The organism is Dactylosporangium sp. CA-092794 (assembly GCF_050948465.1).
Taxonomy (GTDB): Bacteria; Actinomycetota; Actinomycetes; order Mycobacteriales; family Micromonosporaceae; genus Dactylosporangium.
Genome location: NZ_CP192044.1, coordinates 6,594,222 through 6,612,274, shown reverse-complemented (window position 1 = coordinate 6,612,274; position 18,053 = coordinate 6,594,222). Strand labels below are relative to the sequence as shown.

Sequence of the window (18,053 nt, the reverse complement as noted above, 5' to 3'; positions counted from 1 at the left end):
AAATCCCGTTACGCTGCCCTCAGGACGGAAAAACCACAGGGAGCGGACCGTGCAGCCATACGTCTACCAGCGCCACGCACTCACCGAACCCGACTGGCGCCGCTTCCCCGGCTGGGCCACCGTCACCCGCGACGAGTGGGACAACGCCCAATGGCAACGCGCCCACTGCGTCAAGACCGTCGCCCAGCTCCGCACCGTCCTCGGCAGCACCGTCACCGACGCCTTCTACACCGACCTCGCCGCCGACCAGGCCGGCCAGGCCACCATGTCCATGCTCGTCCCACCCCAAATGATCAACACCATGGTCCCCGCCGCCACCCCCACCGACGACACCCTCCGCCACGACCCCGTCCGCCGCTACATGCTCCCCCTCGCCACCGACCGCCACCCCACCTGGCCGTCACACCCCTACGCCACCCGCGACTCCCTCCACGAGCACGACATGTGGGTCGCCGAGGGCCTCACCCACCGCTACCCCACCAAGGTCCTCGCCGAACTCCTCGCCACCTGCCCGCAGTACTGCGGCCACTGCACCCGCATGGACCTCGTCGGCAACAGCACCCCCGCCGTCACCAAGCTCCGCCTCGCCGGCCGGCCAACCGACCGCCACGACGCCATCCTCGGCTACCTGCGCACCCACCCCGAGGTCCGCGACGTCGTCGTCTCCGGCGGCGACGTCGCCAACCTGCCCTGGCACCAGCTCGAAACCTTCCTCATGCGGCTGCTGGACATCGACACCGTCCGCGACATCCGCCTCGCCACCAAGGCCCTCGCCGGCCTGCCCCAGCACTGGCTGCAGCCCACCGTCGTCGAAGGCCTCGAGCGCGTCGCCCGCACCGCCGCCCGCCGCGGCGTCAACCTCGCCATCCACACCCACGTCAACCACGCCCAGTCCCTCACCCCGCTGGTCGCCCGGGCCGCCCGCACCGCCCTCGAGGTCGGCGTCCGCGACGTGCGCAACCAGGGCGTGCTCCTGCGCGGCGTCAACGCCACCGCCGCCGACCTGCTCGACCTGTGCTTCGCCCTGCAGGGCGAAGCCGGCATCCTGCCGTACTACTTCTACATGTGCGACATGATCCCCGGCGCCGAGCACTGGCGGGTCGCGGTCTGGCAGGCCCAGCGGCTGCAGCACGACATCATGGGCTACCTGCCCGGCTACGCCACCCCCCGGATCGTCTGCGACGTGCCCTACGTCGGCAAACGCTGGGTGCACATGGTCACCGACTACGACCGGGAACGCGGCATCAGCTACTGGACGAAGAACTACCGCACCAGCATCGAGGACGACGGCACCGAACTCGACCGCACCTACCCGTACTACGACCCGATCGACACCTTGCCCGAAACCGGCGCCGACTGGTGGCGGAAAGAGCACGCTGAGTAGGTGCGCCGCACCGTCCTCCGCCTCCTGGGCGTCAGCCTCGCCGCCGCGGCGCTGCTCACCTACGTCAACTGGGCCGGCGGCCGCGACGGCGCCCGCTTCAACCCCGCCGCCCACCTGCGCTGCTCCCCCGGCACCACGATCGCCGGCGCGCAGGCCACCGCCGCCCCCGCGACCCGCGAGACCCGCACCCCGGACCAGCTGGCCGCGGCGTGGGCCCGGGCCCGCTCCCCCGAGCTGCTCGCCGGCCAGCACCGGCTGTTCCACAGCGACGACCGGGAGGACATCGCCTTCGACCGGCAGGCGCAGACCGTGGCGGTGCTGACCTTCCGCGCCGACCGCCGGCTCGGCTGGCACCTGGACGCCGTCGTCGCCTGCCAGGCCGCGGCCCCGTCACCGTCCTAAACCGGAAAGTCCGCCGCGTAGCGGCGGGGTGTGGTTCTTCAGGCGTGGCGGAGCCACGTCGTCTTCCGTGTCCTAGGAAGCTAGGACCATAAGTACCGAAGTCAGGAGACGGCGAGGGCGTGGACGGCGCCGGCCCGGGTGCCGAAGTACAGGGCACCCTTCCACACCGCCGGCGTCGACTCGATGCACCCGCCGATCTTGACCTCCCACAGCGGCCGCGGGTCGGCGTGGGTGTCGGCCACGTCGTAGGCGTGCATGGTGCCGGCGCAGTCGCCCATGAACAGGGTGTCGTCGACGATCACCGGCGACTGCCAGGTCTCGCCGCCGGGCAGGTGGAAGCGCCAGCGGACGGCGCCGGTGGCCCGGTCGACGCCGAGCACGTCCCCGCCGGTCGTGTCGTAGACCGCGAGGTCCTGGTACAGGGCGGGGGTGCCCCAGATCCCGGCCGGCTTGCCGCCCTGGTCCTTGATCGACCACACCACCGGGTTGTCGGGTCTGGCCGGGTCGAGCTTGAGCATCTGGCCGACCTCACGGGAGCGGGCGTTGCCCTTCTCGTACTCGGAGCCGACGTAGAGGTACCCGTCGGCGTCGACGACCACGGACGCGTCGGTGTCGTCGCCGGTCCAGAACCGGAACGTCCGCGCCGGGGTGCCGCCGGTCTTGAGCCCGGACAGGTCCCAGCCCTGGACCAGGCCGCCGGAGTTGGCGAAGTACACGGTGTCCTTGTACACGGCGACCGAGTTCTCGATCGACACGTCGGTGTCGCCGGCGTCCTTGAGCTCCTGCTCGTCCCAGCCGGGCGTGTGGAAGACCAGCTGCGGATTCACCGTGACCTTGCCGTCGGGGCCGTAGCCGCGGTTGAGCTTGACGATGTGGAACTGGCTGTTCTCCCCGCCTTCGAGCAGGTAGTCGTCGATGATCAGCCCGGAGCTGTCCCAGTCGTCGTTCCACAGCGTGGGCTTGACCGCGTCGGCGGCGAGCTTCCACAGCTCCTTGGGTTCGCCCCGGTCGATGGCGATGATCCGGTAGAAGCCGTCGCGGGAGCCGGAGTACACCAGCGGATACCCGTCCGGGTCGACGGTGACGCTGCCCTTGATGATGTCCCCGGTCTTGAAGTCGGGCAGGATCCGCTCGCCGGTGGCCGCGTCGAGGAAGTGGATGCCGCGGTCGTAGGCGCCGAACACGACCCAGGTGCGGCCGTCACGCTCGAACACGGCCGGCTGCCCGGTCCAGCCGGTGCCGCACCACTGGGTGGTCTTGCCCTTGTCGGTGGACATCGCGCACAGCCCGCCGGACTTCGGGAACTGCCACTTGCGCACCGGCGTGGTCCGGGGCACCGGGCCCTGCCCGTAGTAGGTGCGGGTGGGGTTGCCGCGGAACGTGAGCAGCCCGGGGACCTTGGTGCCGTAGGGCTTGCCGACGCCGGCCGGGTCGGACCAGCCGGTGAACGGCGCCGCCGGCGGCGACGACGGCGGCGCCGCGGACACGGCGGCGCCCGTCCCGGACGGCGCGGGGGTGGCCTCCGCCCGTTCGCCGGCCCGGTGCAGGGCGTAGGCGGTGGTGGCGATCCCGCCGACGATCAGCGTCAGCATGCCGGCGACGACGAGCCGGAAGACGCCCACTGGTGACATGCGCACAGTATGAAGATCCGTGTCGAGGTCGCGGTTCCTCCGTTACGCGGGTTTTTCGAAGTGCTGATAGTCGGTGCCGTTACGCCAGGATCCGCCCCAGCTGAACCCTTCCGCGGCGAATGCCCGGACGGTCGGGTCGCCGGCGACGATCATGCCGGGCCGCACGTCGCGCCGGTCCAGGTAGGCCTGCCCGGCCGGCGGCATGACCTGCCCGGCGGGCAGGTAGGGGTTCTCGACGGTGTTGACGTCGACGGCGCGGCCGTAGGCGTGGTTGGACCAGTGGCTGGTGCCGGGGACGTTGCGGCAGTTGAACGCGGAGGTGTTGTCGGCGGCCATCGACGCGTCGTCGCTGCCGCCGTACCGCTCGATGAGGTTCATGCTCCGGATCGGGAACCGGGCCTGCCGCAGCCGGGCGAACACCCGCAGCGTGGCCGGCGCGATGGCGGCGTTCACCACCAGCTGCCCCTGCTCCACGCGGCCGTCGAAGTCCACATAGGACACGTGCAGCAGCCGCAGGTCGTCGAGGCCGGCGGGGCAGCCGGGCCGCCACGACACGCCGGTCATGGCCCGGCGCAGCGGGGCGGGCAACGCCTCGGCGAAGTCCTCCGGTGCCGCCGTTGCCGCCGCGGGGGTACTCCCGGAAGCCTCCGCCGCCGCGGATCCGGCCGGCGACCCGCTCGCCGGCGGGCTCGCCGCGACGCCGGTCGCCGGGGCCGGCGGCCCGCCGCAGCCGGCCACCAGGGCCAGGAATGCCGCCGTGAGCAGCCCGCCGATCCGGTGTGCCGGGAACCTCGCCGCCATGCCGCAGATACTATGATGCCGATCCGTCACGCAACGTGACCGCGGTGGATTGCCGCCGCTTTGCGGAATCGTTACGGGCGGCGACCCTTGTGTGCGGCAACGGCGCGCCATACGTTGCCCTCCGCACACCCCGAACCCGGAAAGGATGCCGTGGCGATGCGCGGAGGCATGCTGTCCCTGCTGGCCGTTGGCGCGCTGGCGGCCGGCGGCCTGTCCGGGTGCACGGCGGACGTGTCCGGCACCGGCGGGCACGGCGACCGGCCACGGATCGGGGTCATCCTGCCCGACAGCAAGTCCTCGGCCCGCTGGGAGACCGCCGACCGCAAGTACCTGGCGGCCGCGTTCAAGGCGGCCGGGGTCGACTACGACATCCAGAACGCGCAGAACGACAAGAGCGCGTTCATGACCCTCGCCGAGCAGATGATCACGCAGGGCGTCGACGTGCTCATGATCGTGAACCTGGACTCGGGGACCGGCAAGGCGGTGCTGGACAAGGCCCGCAACGCCGGGGTCGCCACGATCGACTACGACCGGCTGACGCTGGGCGGGTCGGCACGGTACTACGTGTCGTTCGACAACACCGCCGTCGGCACCCTGCAGGGCCAGGGCCTGGTCCGCTGCCTCGCCGACGCGAAGATCGCCAGGCCGGTGATCGCGGAGCTCAACGGCTCCCAGACCGACAACAACGCGACCCTGTTCAAGCAGGGCTACGACGGGGTGCTGCAGCCGAAGTTCGACGCCGGCGAGTACGTGAAGGGCCCCGACCAGTGGATCGAGGAGTGGGACAACACCCGGGCCGGGACGGCGTTCGAGCAGATGATGACCGCCGAGCCGGACATCTCCGGGGTGATCGCCGCCAACGACGGCCTGGCGAACGCGGCGATCAACGTGCTGAAGAAGCAGGGACTCAACGGCCGGATCCCGGTGACCGGGCAGGACGCCACCGCGCAGGGCCTGCAGAACATCCTCAACGGCGACCAGTGCATGACCGTCTACAAGGACGTGCGGCGGGAGGCGGCCGCCGCGGCGAAGCTCGCCATCGGCCTGGCCCGGGGTGAGACGGGCGTCACCGACAGCAAGGTCCACGATCCGCAGGCGAAGCGGGATGTCGACGCGATCCTGCTCGAGCCCAAGGCCATCACCAGGCAGAACGTCAAGGACGTCATCGACGACGGCTACGTCGCGGCCGCGGACGTGTGCACCGGCGAGTTCGCCGCCAAGTGCGTCCAAGCAGGTATCAAGTAACGTACCGGGTCTCGCATCGGGGATCCGCCGGGCCCGACGCCGTGAAGGAGCGACGTGACCGACACACCCCTGCTGGAGATCCGCGGGCTCTCCAAGAGCTTCGGCCCGGTCCAGGTGCTGCGCGACGTGGACTTCTCGGTGTACGCCGGGCAGGTCACCGCCCTCGTCGGCGACAACGGCGCCGGCAAGTCGACGCTGGTCAAGTGCGTCGGCGGGATCTACTCGATCGACTCGGGCGAGTACCTCTTCGACGGCCGGCCGGTCTCGGTGCACGGCCCCCGCGACGCCGCCGCCCTCGGCGTGGAGATCGTCTACCAGGACCTGGCGCTGTGCGACAACCTCGACATCGTGCAGAACATGTTCCTGGGCCGGGAGATCCGCCGCGGCCTCGTCCTCGACGACATCACCATGGAACAGCGGGCCGCGGAGACCCTGGCCAGCCTGTCGGTGCGGGTCGTGTCGGTCCGGGCGCCGGTGTCCAGCCTGTCCGGCGGGCAGCGCCAGACGGTCGCCATCGCCAAGGCGGTGCTGTGGAACAACCGGATCGTCATCCTCGACGAGCCCAACGCCGCCCTCGGCGTGGCGCAGACCGCCCAGGTGCTCGAGCTGGTGCGGCGGCTGGCCGACAACGGCCTGGCGGTGGTCCTCATCTCGCACAACATGAACGACGTGTTCGCCGTGGCCGACCGCATCGCCGCGCTGTACCTCGGCCAGATGGCGGCGCAGGTGCGGGCCACCGACGTGACCCACTCCCAGATCGTCGAGCTGATCACCACCGGCCGCAGCGGCGACCTGGGCCTGCGGCGGAACGGAGCGGCGGTATGACCCTGTCCACGCTGACCGAGCGGGAGCAGGCCGGGTCCCGCCCCGCGACCGGCCTGGCCGCCTACACCCGCGACTACGTCGCCCGGGTCCGCGGCGGCGACATGGGTGCCCTGCCCGCCGTCCTGGGGCTGCTCACCCTGACCATCGCGTTCGCGGTGGCCCGGCCCAAGTTCGTCACCGCCGGGAACCTCTCCAACCTGCTCAACCAGGGCGCGGCGGTCACGGTGATCGCGATGGGCCTGGTGTTCGTGCTGCTGCTGGGCGAGATCGACCTGTCCGCCGGGTTCGCCAGCGGCGTGTGCGCCTCGGTGCTGGCGGTGCTGCTGACGAACTTCGGCCTGCCCTGGTACGTCGCCGTCCTCGGCGCGATCCTCACCGGCGCCGCGATCGGCCTGACCATCGGGGTGCTGGTGGCCAAGCTCGGCATCCCGTCGTTCGTGGTCACCCTCGCCGCGTTCCTGGCCTTCCAGGGGGCGGTGCTGCTGCTGATGAAGGGCGGCACGATCGTCGCCGTCGACGACCCCACCATCAAGAAAATCAACTTCGACGGGCGGTTCACCCCCGAGCAGGGCTGGGTCCTCTACGGCGTCACCGTGGCCGGGATGCTGGCCCTGCACCTGTGGAAGCGCTACAGCCGGGTCCGGCACGGCCTGTCCGCCGAACCGCGCTCGGTGATCGCGATCCGGGTCGGCACGGTCGCGGTGCTGCTCGGCGCGGCGGTGTGGACGCTGAACCTGGAACGGGCCAAGAACGACGCCACCTCGCAGCGGGGCGTGCCGATGATCGTGCTGATCCTCGGGGTGCTGCTGGCCGTGTGCACGTTCGTGCTCAACCGCACCGCGTTCGGCCGGCACGTCTACGCCGTGGGCGGCAACCGGGAGGCGGCCCGCCGGGCCGGCATCCACGTGGACGCGATCCGCATCGCCGTGTTCGTGATCTGCTCGACGATGGCCGCGGTCGGCGGGATCGTGGCCGCGTCCCGCGACGCGTCGGTGAACCCGAACACCGGCGGCAGCAACGTGCTGCTCTACGCGGTCGGCGCGGCGGTGATCGGCGGCACCAGCCTGTTCGGCGGCAAGGGCCGGGTCCTCAACGCCGTCCTCGGCGGCGCGGTGGTGGCCGTGATCGAGAACGGCATGGGCCTGATGGACTACAGCCCCGGCACGAAGTACGTGGTCACCGGCGTGGTCCTGCTGCTGGCCGCGGGCATCGACGCGCTGACCCGCCGCCGCGCCGCCGCCGCGGGACTGCGATAAGCCACACCGACTAGGCTCACAACCGCACCCCTTGTCAAGAAAGCCGAGCATGCGCGTTGGCCCCAGCCAGGAGGAGATCCGCCGGAGCAACCTCGGAGCGCTCCTGCGTTCCGTGCACCTCCAGGGCGCCATGTCCCGCGCCGACCTCACCGCGAGCCTGGGACTCAACCGCAGCACGATCGGCGCGCTGACCGCCGACCTGGCCGCCGCGGGCCTGGTCAGCGAGGGGGTGCCGCGCGAGCAGCGGGGCCGGGCCGGCCGCCCGTCGCTGGTGGTGCGCCCGGAGTCGGAGAAGGTCTACGTGTACGCGTTCGCCGTCGAGGTCGACCGGATCGTCGCCGCCCGCGTCGGCCTCGGCGGCGTGCTCCTGGACCGCTTCGAGGCGGCCCGCCCCCGCGGCGAGCACGACGCCGCGACGGTCGTCGCCCCGATCGCCGACTTCATCCGCAAGGTCCACGCCACCGCGAGCACGGTCGCCGGCGCCCGCCTGATCGGCAGCGGCGCCGCCGTGTCGGCCATGGTCCGCCGCGACGACGGCTTCGTGCGCCTCGGCCCGCAGCTCGGCTGGGTCGACCAGCCCCTCGGCGAGGCCCTGGCCGCCCTCATCGGCGACGCCCGCCCGGTCGCCGTGCGCAACAACGCCGACCTGGCCGCCCTGGCCGAACACACCCGCGGCGCCGCCGTCGGCTGCGACAACGTCGTCTACCTCTACGGCGACGCCGGCGTGGGCGGCGGCATCATCGCCGCCGGCCGCCCGGTGACCGGCCACGGCGGCTACGGCGGCGAGGTCGGCCACATGGTCGTCAACCCGACCGGCAAGCCGTGCAGCTGCGGCTCGCACGGCTGCTGGGAGACGGAGATCGGCGAGCACGCCCTGCTGGCCGCGGCAGGCCGCAACCCGACCGCCGGCCGCGACGGCATCCTCGCCGTCGTCGACGCCGCCTCCCGCGGCGACAACACGGCCCAGGCCGCGATGCGCCAGGTCGGCGACTGGCTCGGCTTCGGCGTGGCCAACCTGGTGAACATCTTCAACCCGGAGATGGTCATCTTCGGCGGCACCCTCCGGGAGGTCTATCTGGCCTCGGCCGCCCAGGTCCGCAGCCGCCTGAACCGCAACGGCCTCCCGGCGTGCCGCGAACACGTCCGCCTGCGCACTCCGCAACTGGGCCAGGACGCCGCTTTGATCGGCGCCGCCGAACTGGCCTTCGAGCCGTTGTTCGCCGATCCCCTCGACCACGGCTGACCCAGCCCCCGCTCCCCTCGGCCGCCCGCCGTAAGGAGGCCAGCGCCTGATCGTGCTGGTTGATGCCCGGCGCCCGGCACAGGCTGGTCATCGGTGGCCACCGGCGGTCATCGGCGCCGCCCCCCGGTGCGGATGTCGCACCAGGCGGGCGCAACCTGCGATCCGCACGGCCGGACCGGACGTATGTCTGCGTGATCATGCTGCCCGCGGTGACCGCACACCGGGTTTGCCATGATCCAGGAGACTTGTGGTACACGGGGGGTACATCAGCGCTCCACGATCATGAAAAACCGTTGGTGTCGACGCACGGATGCGCATGATCACGGAGACTTCCGGTCCCTGCACCGTGCCGCGCCGCGCGGGTGCAGGGCCCGCCGCCTGAGAGGTGATCGCGCTGCGGCATTGGGGCGTGCCGGCCGGCCTCGCGCTTGGCGCGGCCGGGACACCCCGCGTAGCCGCGACCACACCGACCGCGAGCCCGTCGGCCAACACCGACCGGGTTTGCGGCGCTACCGTCAGGCAACCTCACCGCTCGACCCAGCCGGGACGCCACCGCGCCGTGATCGCACCAGTGCGACCAGTGACGCCGCGCTCAGTAGGCCGGCGGCGACGCCGGCCACCGCGCCGATCGCGGGGGCCGTGACGAGCGCCGGTAGCGTCCGGACCGCGATCGCTCCCCCCAGCGCCCGGGTGGACGCGCTCCAGGCCAGCACGGTGGTGACGCTCCCGGCCCGGACCTGCCGGGCCAGCCGCGCATCCATCCCACCCTCGAATGCGGTCATGCTCAGCCCCGACAGGAACTGCGCCAGGAACAGCCCGGCCACGTGCGTCGGCGCGACCAGCCACCCGACGAGCATGCCGACGCCCCACAGTGGCCAGGCGACCGCGGTGGGTAGCCGAAGCCGCCCCACCCGGTCGACCGCCCACGACGACAGCAGGCACCCGGCACTGAACGCGGCCGCGGCCCCGGCCACGGCGTGCCGCCCGTGTAGTTCGGTCGCCAGCGCCACGGACAGCAACGTCGGCCCCGCGGAGAGCAACATGATGCCGCCACCGGCCACGAGCACCGAAATCGGCAGCCGCACGCCCGCAGCCTCCCTCGCCGCCGTCTCCTTCGCCGCGCCCCTCCCCGCCCGGGCCTCGCCCGCCCGGACCTCCCCGGCCGCGTCGCTCCCCGCCCGGATCTCCCCGGCCGCGGACTGCCCCGCCGCCGCCTCCGCACGCCGCCGGTCAACCCGCGTCACCCGACCACCGCCGAGCATTGCGGTGCCGTCACTCATCGACCAATTGCCTTCCGCAGAGGTGCCGTTACTCGAAGCCGCCATCGACGGGTTTGCCGAACATTCGGTCATTGGGCGACCGTGTGCACCGAGACCGACACCGGGTGTGTTCGGATGGCGGCGGTCGACCGGGAAGGCGCGGGGTGTGTTCCGTGGCGTGGAGTAGACGCGGGCGCGACGGGCGGTGAGGAGGGTGGGGACGAGGCTCAGGCCGTACACGGCGAAGACGACGGCCAGCGCCGCCCGGTGCATCGGCAGCAGGGCCGCCACGCCGGCGCCGGCCGCCTCGACCGCCGCGATCGACAGGGCGTAGCGGGTCATTGCCCGCGGCCGGGCGTCGACCGCGGCGACCTCGGCGCGCATGGCGGCGAACCCCGCGTAGGCGGCCACGTGCATGGCCACGACGCCGGCCGCGACCAGGCGCGTGTCGACGCCGGCCAGTAACGCGCCCAGGGTCGCTACGCGGAGTGCCGCTTCGGTCACGCCCGCGCGGGTGAGCAGGGTGCGGCCGTGCAGGTGCCGGGCGAGCCATCCGGTGACCGGCGCGGAGAGGACCACGCCGAGCAGCATCGCGGCGTTGAACAGGGCGGCCAGCGCGAGTCCGCCGCGGGCGGTGGCGACGAGGTTGAACAGGGTCCAGCCCAGCGACAGCCCGAACGAGTCGACGACGCCGCAGCAGAGCAGCTCCCGCAGCCGCCCGGCGCGCCGGCGCCCGGCGTTCAGCGCGGCGCGGTGCCGGGCCCGGCCGGGCCTCGGCGCGCCTGACGGACCGGGCCGGTTCCACTCGTCCGGCACGGCCGGTAGACCAGGCTCGTCGGACCCGGCGGGAAGACCAGGCTCGTGGGACACGGCCGGAAGACCAGGCTCATCGGGCAGGGCCGGTAGACCGGGCCCGATCGAATACCCGGCCGGAGCCACAACGCCGGGCCGGTGCAGCGCGGCTGGTCCTGGCAGGCCGCGGGCCCCGGCCGGCGTAACCCCGGGCGCGGGTTCACGCGAAGCGCGGGGCGCCGCCGGCGCGGCGGGTTGGCGGGCCGCGGTGTGGCGGGCGCGGCGCGGCGCGGCCACCTCGGCCGCGGGCATCAGGTGCGGGCCTGCGCGCGGTCGGGTGCAATGTGCGGCGCCGGCTCGCGGGAGACCGACCCCCGCGGCGCCGGCTCGCGGGACACCGGCTCGCGGGACCCTGGCCTGAGCGGAGCCGACTCACGGGCGGCCAGCCCGCGCGGAGCGGACTCACGGGACACCGGCTCGCGGGACCCTGGCCTGAGCGGAGCCGACTCGCGGGAGGCCAGCTCGCGCGGAGCCGACTCACGGGACGCCGGCTCGCGGGACGCCGCCAGCGGAGCCGACTCGCGCGGAGCCGGCTCGCGCAAGGCCGGCTCGCGGGGCGCCGAATTGCGGGATGCCGGATTGTGCGAGGGCGGCGCGCCCGCAATCCCGTCACGCGCCGTTTGATCGCGTGACGGAGTGTTGACGGGGATTGGGGGATTGCTAGTAATGCTGGCGGCGATTCGGGGTGGGGCGCCGAGGATTACTGGTTCGGGTGGGGCGAAGCCGTTGAAGTGGGAGGCGTAGCTGAGGGTGTAGGCGCCGGCGGAGCCGATGTACAGGTGGTCGCCGACGTCGATGGTTGAGGGGAGGTTGACGCCGTAGAACATGGTGTCCGAGCTGTCGCAGGACGGGCCGGTCACGGTGAACGGCAGGTGCGGGACCAGGGCGTGGTCGGGGCGCGACGTCCACAGCGGGAAGCGCCACTGCTGGACCGTCTGCTGGGTCTCCATCATGCCGTTGTAGGCGCCGACGTCGACGTACAGCCAGTTCTCGCCGGCCCGGACCTCGCGGCCCAGGACTGAGGTGATCAGGACGGCGCTCTCCGCTACCAGGTGGCGGCCGGGTTCGGCGGCGAGCAGGGCGGGGCGGTACGGGAGGAGTTCGGCCAGGGCGGGGGTGATCGCGGCGGCGATCTGGTCCAGGGAGGGGACTCGTTCGACGTATCTGGCGGGGAAGCCGCCGCCGATGTCGAGCATCTCCAGGTGGATGCCGTCGGACTGCAGGGCGGTCATGAGGCGGCCGGCGGCGGCGATGGCCTGGCGCCAGGCGCTGGTGGTGGCGCACTGGGAGCCGACGTGGAAGGTGATGCCGTAGGGGTGCAGGCCGAGTTCGTGCGCCAGGTGCATGAGGGCGCGCGCTTCGTGGGCCTCGGCGCCGAATTTCCGGGACAGCGGGAACAGGCTGGTCGAGTCGTCGACGCGCAGCCGGATGTACACGGCGGCGCCGGGGGCGTGCTGGGCGAGTTTGTGCAGTTCGCCTTCGGAGTCGAAGCTGAAGCGCCACAGGCCGGCGCGGCGGGCCTCGGCGATCGCGGCGGGGGGCTTGATCGGGTTGCTGTAGAGGACCTCGGCGGGGTCGATGCCGAGGTCCTGCAGGATGCGCAGTTCGCCGACGGAGGCGACCTCGAAGCTCGAGCCGAGGGCGGCGAGGGTGCCGATCACGTCCTCGTCGGCGTTGCATTTCATGGCGAAGAACGTCGACACGCCGGGCAGGGCGGCGGTGAACGCGGTGTAGCGGTCGGTGACGGTGGTCAGGTCGACGGCGAGGAGCGGGGTCGGGGCGTCGATGGTCGCGAGGATCCGCGGGGCGAGCGCGGCCGGCCAGTGTCCGGGCAGGTCGAGGCGGGCCTGGTCGGCGAGGGCTGCCGTCATCGAGCGGGCTCCGTTTCTCACAGGGGGGTGGCCGAGGACCAGCGTCGGGGGTGCGGGGAGCGGGGGCGATGCCCGCCGGTTGCGGTCGGGGGGTTTTGGTCGTGGCACCGCGGGCCTGGCAGGGCCGGGCCGCCCGTTCAGGGCAGGCCCGGCCCGGTGTCTCGCGGGAGGAACGGTCAGTGGGTGACGCGGACCCGAGCCATCTGCCCTATTTGGCGATTGTTGAATTGCCGGTAAACCGCAATCGGGCGGGTCAGGCGGCGAGGGCGGCGGGGTCGCGGAGCAGGCGGCCGGCGTCGGCGGCGGGCAGGGGGCGGGAGAAGTAGTAGCCCTGGGCGTAGTCACAGCCCATCCGGCGCAGGGCGAGGAACTGGGCGTACTGTTCGATGCCCTCGGCGACGGTGGCCATGCCGAGGCTCTGGCCAAGCTGGACGATGGTGCGGGCGAGGGCGGCGTCGGGGGTGGTGCCGCTGAGCCGTTCGACGAACGACCGGTCGATCTTGAGGGTGTCGACGGGGAATCGGCGCAGGTAGGCCAGGGACGAGTAGCCGGTGCCGAAGTCGTCGATGGCGAGCTTGACGCCGATGTCCTTGAGGCTGAGCAGGACGGCGAGGTTCTCCTCGGTGTCGGTCATCAGGACGCTCTCGGTCATCTCCAGGCAGAGCCGGTCGGCGGGCAGGCCGGTCTCGGCCAGGACGGCGGCGACGATGGCGGGCAGGTCGGTCTGGTCGAACTGGCGGCCGGAGACGTTGACGGCCATGGTCATGGCCTGGTCGGGGTCGTCCATGCCCCAGGCGACGGCCTGCCGGCAGGCTTCGGCGAGGACCCATTCGCCGAGGGGGCGGACGAGGCCGGTGGATTCGGCGAGGGGGATGAAGTCGGCGGGGCCGATCATGCCGCGGACGGGGTGGCGCCAGCGGACGAGGGCCTCGAACCCGACCAGGTTGCCGGTGCGCAGTTCGATGGTCGGCTGGTAGTGCATCTCCAGGCCGTCCTGGGTGTCCAGGGCGCGGCGGAGGTCGGCGGCGAGCTGGAGGCGTTCGACGAGGCCGGTGTGCATCTGCGGGTCGTAGCGGGCGAACTGCCCGGACCCGGCGGACTTCGCCCGGTACATGGCGAGGTCGGCGTTGCGCATGAGCTGGTCGGCGTCGCGGGCGTCGGGGCCGGTGAGGGCGATGCCGATGCTGCCCTGGACGTGGATCTCCTGGTTCTCCACGTCGAAGGGTTCGTCGAGGGCGGCGATGATGCGCCGGGCGAGGTCGTCGGCGTCGGCCGCGGCGGCGACGGCGTCGAGGAGGACGGCGAACTCGTCGCCGCCGAAGCGGGCGACCGTGTCGCCGTCCCCGGCGGCGGCGCGGAGGCGCGCGGCGACCTGCATGAGCAGGTGGTCGCCGGCGGCGTGGCCGAGGCTGTCGTTGACCTCCTTGAACCCGTCGAGGTCGAGGAACAGGATGGCGACGCCGGCGCGGCGGCGCAGGGCGACCTCGAGGCGGTCCTTGAACAGGGCGCGGTTGGCGAGCTTGGTGAGCCCGTCGTGGAACGCCTCGTGGACGAGCTGGTCCTCGAGTTCCTTGCGTTCGCTGATGTCGCGGGAGTTGAGGACGATCCCTTCGACGTTGGCGTCGCCGAGGAGGTTGGTGAGGGTGACCTCGGTGAGCCGGACGTGGCCGTCGGCGTGGGGCATGGCGACCTCGACGACGCGGGTGGCGTAGGCGGTGGCGGCGATCGCGGCGATCGCGGCGCGCAGCACCTGGGCGGCGTCGGCGGGCAGGACGCGGGTGAGCCGGGCGCCCATGATCCGGGCCGGGTCGAAGCCGAAGACCCGCTGGATCGACTCGCTCTGGTAGGTGACGTCGCCGTCGGCGGAGATGACGGTGACGACGTCGGAGCTGTGCTGCACGAGGGCCTGGAAGCGTTGCTCGCTGGCCCGCAGTTCGGCGGTGCGGGCCTCGACCCGGGCCTCGAGGTCGCGGGTGAGGGACCGGTTCTCCAGCAGGGTGAGCAGCTGCCGGCCGACGATGAGCAGGATGATCGCGGAGCGCATCCAGGAGATGACGGGGTCGCGGGGGCCGTGGCTGATGACCTGGAAGGTGCTGGTGGCGAGGGCGCCGAGGACGGCGAGGTACGGCAGCATGACGCCGAGGGGCTGGGTGAGGGCATGCTCGTCGTGCCCGGCCTGGGGCGGCTCGGGGCGGCGGGCGGCGAGCAGGATCAGCGCGAACCCGGCGAACCAGCCGAGGTCCAGGACGTTGCCGGAGCCGTAGCCGTCGATCAGGGTGAGGTAGGCGTAGCCGGAGTCGGAGACGGTGAACGCGGCCAGGCCGGCACCGACGAGCGGCAGCGACATGGGGCGGCGGCCGCCGCGGCGCAGCCGGGCGAGCATGAACAGCACGATGGTGAGCACGACGACGTCGCCGGCCGGGTACCACAGGTTGACCAGCAGGCCGAGGGCGCTGTCGGAGCCCTGCCGCACCAGCGGCCCGAGGATGAGCACCCAGGTGATCAGCAGCAGCGACACGGCGATCATGAGCCCGTCGAGGATGCTGCGGGCCTGGTGGGCGATGCTCTGCCGGGTGCCGGGGAGCAGCAGCAGCCCGGCGGCGGTGAACGGCATCATCCAGAAGTAGCCGGCGTCGGCGAGGGACGGGAACGGCACCTCCTGGCCGAGGACGGTCTCGTACCAGATGCAGAATCCCTGCCCGACCGCCCAGGACAGGGCGCCGGCGCCGGTGAGCACCCACGCCCACCGCTCCCGCCGGCCGCGTTCCCGCAGCGCTTTGGCCAGGCACGCCCAGGCGGCCGCCGCGGCGGCGGCGCACAGGGCCACGTTGGAGATGTTCTGCGACACGGTCGGCCCGCCCGCGCCGGTGGCGAACTCCGCGAACAGGGCGGCGACGACGAGGCCGGCGGCGCCGCACAGCGCCGCGTAGCCGCGCGTCGGCGCGGCGGTCCGCAGCCAGCCAGGCCAGCTCGCCATAGGACCTCCCGATCAGTTCACGCGTCGCGTGCCGCCCTGATCGGGTGCGGCGCAGGTGAGCTGAGCCAGGCAACGGTTCCGCACCCGACCTGCACGGCGGCGGAACGTGCGGGGGCGCCCGCAGCAGGGCGCCCCCGTTTCAGCTTCCCGCTTCGGCGTGGAACCGTTCGACGATGTCGGCCCGGATCCGGCCGCGGTCGGAGACCTCGAGCCCCTTGCTCTGCGCCCACTCACGGATCGCCCGGTTCTGTTCCCGCTCGGCGCGGGCGGACAGGACCGGACGGACCCGGCCGCCGCGGCCGGGCGGCGCCTGCGCCGGCGTCCGCCCGAGCTTCGTGGCGGCCGCGACGAACGGCGCGAGAGCCTCACGCAGCTCGGCGGCGTTCTTCACGGACAGGTCGATGGTGTACTGCACGCCGTCGAGGCCGAAGCTGAGGCTCTCGTCGGCGAGGCCGCCGTCGAGGTCGTCGATCAGCTCATGTATCACGCGTCTGGCCATGGCGATGCTGCCTTCCGATACGGGGAGTGAAATTCCGCAGCCCAGCAGCCCCCGACGGACACGTCGAAAACGGTCAGACGGGCAGTGACGGGCACGGAACGGTCGTCGCAGCCTACTGCAACGCTCACGGAAGGCTACGAGCGACCCGACGCCACCCGTTCACGCTGCGCGGACCGCCGCTCCACGAACCGTGACGCCTGCGCATCAAGGTCGGCCATGAACGCGGCCAGCTCCTCCCGGGCCGCGTCCCCGTCCCCGGACAGCGGCCGGTCGAACGCCCGCACCTGCCGCAGCACCGGCACGAGCACGTCGTCGTGGTGCAGCCGCAGGTCGTAGATGCCGGCCTTGGCGATCTGCACCGACTTGCGGCCGAAATTCTCGATCGTGTGCCCGGGCATCTGGAACGTCGACGCGACCCGGGTCACCGCCCGCATCGCCGTGTTCGGCACGAGGTCGAACGCCGCCCCCAGCAGATCCCGGTAGAAGATCATGTGCAGGTTCTCGTCCGCGGCGACCCGGGCCAGCAGCTGCTCACACACCGGGTCACCGGACGCCGTCCCGGTGTTGCGGTGCGACACCCGCGTCGCCAGCTCCTGGAACGCCACATACGCCACCGACTCGATGAGCCCCTCGTAGGCGTTACGGAACCCGCCCTCCATGTGCGCCATCCGCGCCCGCTCCAGCGCCACCGGATCGACCGCCCGCGACGCCAGCAGATAGTCGCGGATCGCGATGCCGTGCCGGCCCTCCTCGGCCGTCCACCGGTGCACCCACGTCCCCCACGCCCCGTCCCGGCCGAACACGCTGGCGATCTCATGGTGGTAGCTGGGCAGGTTGTCCTCGGTCAGCAGGTTCACCACCAGCGACACCCGGGCCACCTCGGACAGCCGCGACTGGCCCGGCTCCCACGGCTGCCCGCCCAGGGGCCCGTCGAAGTCGCTGGCCTCGCTCCACGGCACATACTCGTGCGGGAACCACTCCTTCGCCGCGGCCAGATGCCGGTTGAGGTTCGCCTCGACGACCGGCTCGAGCTCGCGCAGCAGGACGAGCAGATCGGTGGGTTCGGCCTTGGTCACTGGACCTCCGTTACGGGGACGGCCGGCTCGGGTGCGGTACCGCCCAGGTGGGCCGGCAGCCACCAGGCGTCGTCGGGGCCCGCCGGCGCCTGCGGATACTCCCGCTGGGCCCGGTCGAGCAGGCTGGTCATCCGGCCGCGCAGCTCGGCGTTGACCGCGTCCTGGCCGTCGCGGCGCTGCGGCCGCATCGGCTCCCCGATGGAGATCGTCACCGCCACCCCCCGCTGGGTGAGATCCCGGGGCCGGCCCTTGGTCCAGAACCGCTGCGTGCCCCACACCACCATCGGGATCAGCGGCACGCCGGTGGCCGCGGCCAGCCGCCCGGCGCCGCTCTTGAACTCCGCGATCGTGAACGACGGGCTGATCGTCGCCTCCGGGAACACCCCGACCACCTCCCCCGCCTTCAACGCCTCCAGCGCCGCCTTGTAGGAGGCCATGCCGGCGTCACGGTCGACCGGGATGTGGTGCATGCCACGCATCAGCGGCCCGCCGATGCGATGCCGGAAGATCGACTCCTTCGCCATGAACCGCACCAGCCGCCGGGAACGGCGCGCGCCGAGGCCGCAGAAGATGAAATCGAGGTACGACACGTGGTTGCAGGCGATCACCGCGCCCCCGTCAACCGGCACGTGCTGCTCGCCCTCGATCGTGATCCGCATTCCCAGGGCCAGCATCATGGTCCGCGCGAACGCGATCACCGGTGGGTACACGAGGTCTGCCATGGGTCCTAAC

14 protein-coding genes are annotated in these 18,053 nt (G+C 72.4%); 6 read left to right on the top strand and 8 right to left on the bottom strand.

What is annotated here, in order from left to right:
• The first annotated feature begins 13 nt into the window (after positions 1–13).
• A complete protein-coding gene (locus ACQPXD_RS27995) occupies positions 14–1,384 on the top strand; it encodes a KamA family radical SAM protein (protein ID WP_432843978.1) in 1,371 nt (456 codons plus the stop codon).
• Entirely contained in the window at positions 1,385–1,786 is a 402-nt protein-coding gene (locus ACQPXD_RS27990; RefSeq protein ID WP_432824289.1) for a hypothetical protein, read from the top strand. It begins immediately after the preceding gene.
• Positions 1,787–1,887: 101 nt separating this feature from the next.
• Here ACQPXD_RS27990 and ACQPXD_RS27985 read toward each other — a convergent pair whose 3' ends face one another.
• Both ACQPXD_RS27985 and ACQPXD_RS27980 read right to left on the bottom strand, forming a co-directional pair.
• A complete protein-coding gene (locus tag ACQPXD_RS27985) occupies positions 1,888–3,417 on the bottom strand; it encodes a PQQ-binding-like beta-propeller repeat protein (RefSeq protein WP_432824288.1) in 1,530 nt (509 codons plus the stop codon).
• A 42-nt stretch (positions 3,418–3,459) separates the two neighbouring features.
• A complete protein-coding gene (locus tag ACQPXD_RS27980) occupies positions 3,460–4,218 on the bottom strand; it encodes a M15 family metallopeptidase (protein WP_432824287.1) in 759 nt (252 codons plus the stop codon).
• 156 nt (positions 4,219–4,374) lie between these two features.
• Between ACQPXD_RS27980 and ACQPXD_RS27975 the strand changes: the two genes are divergently transcribed.
• From ACQPXD_RS27975 to ACQPXD_RS27960, 4 genes are read left to right on the top strand one after another with little or no spacing between them, the layout of a single operon-like run.
• Positions 4,375–5,463, top strand: coding sequence for a sugar ABC transporter substrate-binding protein (locus tag ACQPXD_RS27975; RefSeq protein WP_432824286.1), 1,089 nt, complete (start codon positions 4,375–4,377; stop codon positions 5,461–5,463).
• A 54-nt stretch (positions 5,464–5,517) separates the two neighbouring features.
• Complete coding sequence (locus tag ACQPXD_RS27970; RefSeq protein WP_432824285.1) at positions 5,518–6,288, top strand: ATP-binding cassette domain-containing protein; 771 nt, start codon at positions 5,518–5,520, stop codon at positions 6,286–6,288.
• Positions 6,285–7,544, top strand: a complete 1,260-nt coding sequence (locus ACQPXD_RS27965) for a sugar ABC transporter permease (RefSeq protein WP_432824284.1) — start codon at positions 6,285–6,287, stop codon at positions 7,542–7,544. Before ACQPXD_RS27970 ends, ACQPXD_RS27965 begins: the two co-directional genes overlap by 4 nt.
• A 49-nt stretch (positions 7,545–7,593) precedes the next feature.
• Positions 7,594–8,787 carry an ROK family protein gene (locus ACQPXD_RS27960; RefSeq protein ID WP_432824283.1) on the top strand — a complete coding sequence of 398 codons (1,194 nt, stop codon included), beginning with the start codon at positions 7,594–7,596 and terminating at the stop codon, positions 8,785–8,787.
• 515 nt (positions 8,788–9,302) lie between these two features.
• Here the strand turns inward: ACQPXD_RS27960 and ACQPXD_RS27955 are convergent.
• The 6 genes from ACQPXD_RS27955 to ACQPXD_RS27930 form a co-directional block, all read right to left on the bottom strand.
• Positions 9,303–10,862 carry a hypothetical protein gene (locus ACQPXD_RS27955; protein ID WP_432824282.1) on the bottom strand — a complete coding sequence of 520 codons (1,560 nt, stop codon included), beginning with the start codon at positions 10,860–10,862 and terminating at the stop codon, positions 9,303–9,305.
• A 287-nt stretch (positions 10,863–11,149) separates the two neighbouring features.
• Positions 11,150–12,769: a type III PLP-dependent enzyme gene (locus ACQPXD_RS27950; RefSeq protein WP_432824281.1), complete on the bottom strand. Its 1,620-nt coding sequence runs from the start codon at positions 12,767–12,769 to the stop codon at positions 11,150–11,152.
• 253 nt (positions 12,770–13,022) lie between these two features.
• On the bottom strand, positions 13,023–15,746 hold the full coding sequence (locus ACQPXD_RS27945; protein ID WP_432824280.1) for a putative bifunctional diguanylate cyclase/phosphodiesterase: 2,724 nt from the start codon (positions 15,744–15,746) through the stop codon (positions 13,023–13,025).
• 139 nt (positions 15,747–15,885) lie between these two features.
• Complete coding sequence (locus tag ACQPXD_RS27940; RefSeq protein WP_432824279.1) at positions 15,886–16,245, bottom strand: histone-like nucleoid-structuring protein Lsr2; 360 nt, start codon at positions 16,243–16,245, stop codon at positions 15,886–15,888.
• A 134-nt stretch (positions 16,246–16,379) separates the two neighbouring features.
• Entirely contained in the window at positions 16,380–17,321 is a 942-nt protein-coding gene (locus tag ACQPXD_RS27935; RefSeq protein ID WP_432824278.1) for an acyl-ACP desaturase, read from the bottom strand.
• Entirely contained in the window at positions 17,318–18,043 is a 726-nt protein-coding gene (locus tag ACQPXD_RS27930) for a lysophospholipid acyltransferase family protein (RefSeq protein ID WP_432824277.1), read from the bottom strand. Before ACQPXD_RS27930 ends, ACQPXD_RS27935 begins: the two co-directional genes overlap by 4 nt.
• Positions 18,044–18,053 lie beyond the last annotated feature (10 nt).

What these genes read in the sequence shown, in the direction of transcription:
- ACQPXD_RS27985 (WP_432824288.1), bottom strand. Translation starts at nt 3,417, where the DNA reads ATGTCACCAGTGGGCGTCTTCCGGCTCGTCGTCGCCGGCATGCTGACG.
- ACQPXD_RS27980 (WP_432824287.1), bottom strand. Translation starts at nt 4,218, where the DNA reads ATGGCGGCGAGGTTCCCGGCACACCGGATCGGCGGGCTGCTCACGGCG.
- ACQPXD_RS27975 (WP_432824286.1), top strand. Translation starts at nt 4,375, where the DNA reads ATGCGCGGAGGCATGCTGTCCCTGCTGGCCGTTGGCGCGCTGGCGGCC.
- ACQPXD_RS27965 (WP_432824284.1), top strand. Translation starts at nt 6,285, where the DNA reads ATGACCCTGTCCACGCTGACCGAGCGGGAGCAGGCCGGGTCCCGCCCC.
- ACQPXD_RS27960 (WP_432824283.1), top strand. Translation starts at nt 7,594, where the DNA reads ATGCGCGTTGGCCCCAGCCAGGAGGAGATCCGCCGGAGCAACCTCGGA.
- ACQPXD_RS27950 (WP_432824281.1), bottom strand. Translation starts at nt 12,769, where the DNA reads ATGACGGCAGCCCTCGCCGACCAGGCCCGCCTCGACCTGCCCGGACAC.
- ACQPXD_RS27945 (WP_432824280.1), bottom strand. Translation starts at nt 15,746, where the DNA reads ATGGCGAGCTGGCCTGGCTGGCTGCGGACCGCCGCGCCGACGCGCGGC.
- ACQPXD_RS27940 (WP_432824279.1), bottom strand. Translation starts at nt 16,245, where the DNA reads ATGGCCAGACGCGTGATACATGAGCTGATCGACGACCTCGACGGCGGC.
- ACQPXD_RS27930 (WP_432824277.1), bottom strand. Translation starts at nt 18,043, where the DNA reads ATGGCAGACCTCGTGTACCCACCGGTGATCGCGTTCGCGCGGACCATG.